The sequence below is a fragment of the Streptomyces himastatinicus ATCC 53653 genome (assembly GCF_000158915.1).
Lineage (GTDB): Bacteria > Actinomycetota > Actinomycetes > Streptomycetales > Streptomycetaceae > Streptomyces > Streptomyces himastatinicus.
The window spans coordinates 5457530-5461366 of sequence record NZ_GG657754.1 but is presented as its reverse complement, the minus strand read 5'-3'; the positions used below and the strand labels follow the sequence as shown (position 1 = coordinate 5461366).

The window sequence follows — 3837 nt, the reverse complement described above, 5'->3', positions numbered from 1 at the left end:
GTACGCGGCGAGCGCAAAAAAATTCAGCGCGGCGAACGTCGTGGCCAGCACCCGCCAGCGGCGCGGCGTGCAGTGCCGGGTGAACGACAGCAGGAAGCGCGCCAGGCGCGGATCGGCCCGCGGCGGGATGTAGACGGGCGAGGTCGGCGTGACCAGACTGCGCACCCCGTACCGCAGCGCGGCGGGCTCGGGCAACGGCATGGCGAGCGCCGGCGTCAGCCACCCCGCGTTCCCCCACGAGGCCCCGGCCGCGGGCCGCCGCCGCTCGGCCACCGTGACCTCGACGCCCCGGCTCTGGAGGGCCCACGCGGTGGCGAGCCCGACGATTCCGGCACCGACGACGACGGCGCTGCGTGGTGTGGACACGGTGACGTTCCCCTTCCCGCTGGCTTTGCGTGCTGCGTACGCATCATGGGCGCGCGGGGGCGAGCGCCGCACTGTCCTGGGGACCGATTGCGCGGGGGCGGGTGTTGTCTCCCGGAACAAGCCGACGACGCGTGGCGGGCGGGCGGTGGTGCCGGCCCGGCCTCGGGCGCTGGCCGCCCCCGAGGCCGGGCCGCTCCGGGCGGGGGCCCGTCCGCGGCGAGTGGCGTTCCCGGCGGAGGGCCGCCCCGGGCGGACGGCCGTCCTCAGGCGCAGGCAGGGCCCCCGGTGCTGCCCGCCCCCGGGTGCGGGCGGGGGCGTCCCGGCGAGGGCCCATCCCCGGCGAAGGCCGTCCCGGTGGGGGTCCGCCCGGGCGCGGGCTGAGCCGTCTCGGCGGGGGCGCCCCGGCGGGGGCATCGTCCCGGGCGCGTGGCCATTCGGCGCGAGCACGCCCGGCACGGGACAGCGCCGCCAAAGCCACCCGCCGCGGCCCGCCACAGAGGCTCCCGGCCGTCAACGGGCCCACGGGACGCACTGGATGTTGGCAGCGCGCCGAAAGTCGGCGGCACGCCAGAAGCCGGGGCCGCGCCGGAATTCGGCGGCGGGCCGGAGGATGCGTATGGGCCCGGCGTCAGCTACGGCAGGCGCAGCGCTCGTAGGCGTAGGCGGAGCTGGATCTCGAACTTGGCGGCCGGGTCGGTGAGGTCGAGGCCCGCGATCTCGTGTGCGCGTCGCAGGCGGTAGCGCAGGGTGTTGGGGTGGACGTGCAGTTGGCGGGCCGCCAGTCGGGCGTCCTCGCCGGTGGCGAGGTAGCGGGCCAGGCTGTCGAGCAGGTCCGTGCCGCGCTCGCGGTCGTAGCGCTCCAGCTCGGCGATCGCGCCCAGCGGGTCGTGCCCGGCCTCGTCGGCCAGGTCGACCGTCTGCATGAGCAGCGCGTCCAGGTGGACATCGCGGATGTGGGCGGCCGCGCCGCCCACGCCGCCCAGCCGGGTGAGGAGGCGGACGACCAGGTCGGCGTCGGCCCGGGAGCGGTCCAGCGTGTCGGGACCGGGGACGGTACGGCCCACCCCGGCCACCAGGCCGGACCGGTCCTGGAGTTCGCGGACGACGCGCGCCAGCCGCTGTTCGTCGCGCACCGGCAGCACGGCGTAGCCCGCGCCGTCGGCCTCCGCGTGGACACCGCCCAGCGCCGGTCCGGCGAGCGCGTCGAGTCCGGCGAGCGCACGCCGCAGCGGCTCGCCGGACGGGGCCGGGGACAGCGGCCGCAGCGCGACGACGGCCAGCGGGCCGGGCGCCAGCGGCAGTTCGGCGGCGGCCTCGACCGCCCCCGCCCCGCCGCCGAGCAGCGCGCGTACGGCCGCGGCCCGCCGCGCCTCCTCCCCGCGCCGCCGGGCGATCTGCCGGGCCAGCACCGGGGCGGCCAGCGCGGCCGCCTCCTCCAGCGCCGCCCGCTGCTCCCGGGAGGGCGCGGTCGGCACGATCGCCCAGATGGAACCCACGGACAGGTCGTCCACCCGGATCGGCATGATCGCCCGCGGCAGCACATCGGGCGCCGCCCCGGACGCCCGGAAGTCCGCGTAGAGCGGGACGGACGAGCCCGCCAGCCGCACATCAAGACGGTCGTTGCGCAGAAGCGGCCGGTACCGGTCGGGCACCCGGCGGCTGAGGATGGTGGCGACGCGGGCGTCGTCCGAGTACTCCTGGCCGGGCGAGTAGGTGATCAGTTCGGAGGCGTCGTCCTCGATGGTGACCGGCGCGCCGACGAGCCCGGCGATGCTGTTGGCCAGGGCGAGGAGGCCGTCCGGGGAGTCGTCGTACATGGCTCCTCCGCTCATGAGCGCGCCGACGGTTCCGGGGGCCACTACCCGGACCGGGCCGTATCGATGCGCTGACGCGGGGATTGTCCATGGACGTCCCCTACTCGCCCCGCTACCCGATCGCCTCCGGGCGGCGCCGCCCGTACCCGGTGGCCTGCTCGAAGGCGTGGCCGATCTGGAGGACGGCGAAGTCCGCCCGGTGCGGGCCGACGATCTGGAGACCCACCGGCAGCCCGGCGGGCGTGAACCCGGCCGGGACGGACAGGGCGGGGCTGCCCGTCGACGTGACCAGGTACGCGGAACGCATCCACTCCAGGTAGTCCCCCATCGCCACGCCCGCCACCTCGGTCGGGTACTCGATGCCGATGTCGAACGGCGGCACCTGACTGACCGGGAGCAGCAGCACGTCGTAGCGCTCGAAGAAGGCGCGGACGCGGTGGAAGAGCGCGGTGTGCAGCACCTCGGCCCGGGCCACCTCGGGCCCGGTGAGGCGGCGTCCCGCCTCCGCGTTCTCCCGGATCGTCTGCTTCAGGCCCTCCGGGTGGCGGTCCATGAGCGGGCCGAACGCGACCTCGAACAGCGCGGCCCGCTGCGTACGGAACACCTCCTCGCCCTCCGACAGGTCCGGGCACGCCCGCTCCACCACGCACCCGAGGTCCTCGAAGACCCCCGCCGACGCCTCCACGACCGCCGCCACCTCCGGCTCCACCGGCACCAGCCCGCCCAGGTCCGGCGACCAGGCCACCCGCAGCCCGGTAAGGTCCCGGTCCAGCGGCCGGGCGAACCGGGCGCCCGGCTCCTCCAGCGCGATCGGCGACCGCGGGTCCGGGCCCGCCATCGCGGACAGCAGCAGCGCGGTGTCCGCGACCGTACGGGCCATCGGGCCCTTGACCGAGAGCGTGGTCCACGCGTTCGACGCGGGCCAGGTCGGGACGCGCCCGGGCGACGGGCGCAGCCCCACCACGTTGTTGAACGAGGCCGGGTTGCGCAGCGACCCGCCGGTGTCGCTGCCGTCCGCGATCGGGACCATGCCGCTGGCGAGCGCGGCGGCCGCGCCCCCGCTGCTGCCGCCCGCGCTGCGGTCGGGTGCGTACGGGTTGTGGGTGGCGCCGAAGATCGGGTTGAAGGTGTGCGAACCGGCGGCGAACTCGGGCACGTTCGTCTTGCCCAAAGTGATCGCCCCGGCGTCCCGGATGCGCTCGATGATCAGGTCGTCCTGGTCGGGTATGCCGTCGACCAGCGGCGAACCATGGCTGGTGCGGATGCCCGCGGTGTTGTGGGTGTCCTTGTGCGCGATGGGCAGCCCGTGCAGCACCCCCACCCCGTCGGCCCCCGCCGCCACAATCCGCTCATCGGCCGCCGCCGCGGCGTCGAGCGCGCGGTCCGCGACGAGGGTGACGATGGCGTTGACCTCGGGATTCACCCGCTCGATCCGCTCCAGATGCGCCCGCACCACCTCCCGCGCCGACACCTCACGCCCCCGCAACAGGGCACTCAGCTCGCGCGCGGTCTTGTAGCACAGCTCGTCGTCGTGGTCCGTCACGGTAGCTCGCTCTCGTAGGTTGCCGAATTGTCCCCACACCGAACCGGGGGCACGCCCCCGGCCCCCGGTTGGCTGCCCGGAGCCCCGCGGCAGCCGTTGTTCCCCACCCCGCCC

3 protein-coding genes are annotated in these 3837 nt (G+C 75.9%); all 3 read right to left on the bottom strand.

The window, feature by feature from the left end:
• Nucleotides 1-366, bottom strand: a 366-nt coding sequence (locus SSOG_RS23145; protein WP_039938445.1) for an NAD(P)/FAD-dependent oxidoreductase, incomplete at its 3' end; no start/stop codon positions are given.
• A 632-nt stretch (nucleotides 367-998) separates the two neighbouring features.
• On the bottom strand, nucleotides 999-2198 hold the full coding sequence (locus SSOG_RS23140; protein WP_167542504.1) for a PucR family transcriptional regulator: 1200 nt from the start codon (nucleotides 2196-2198) through the stop codon (nucleotides 999-1001).
• Nucleotides 2199-2292: 94 nt separating this feature from the next.
• The gene (locus SSOG_RS23135) at nucleotides 2293-3723 is read right to left on the bottom strand and encodes an amidase (RefSeq protein WP_009716665.1); all 1431 of its coding nucleotides are present in this window, start codon (nucleotides 3721-3723) and stop codon (nucleotides 2293-2295) included.
• Nucleotides 3724-3837 lie beyond the last annotated feature (114 nt).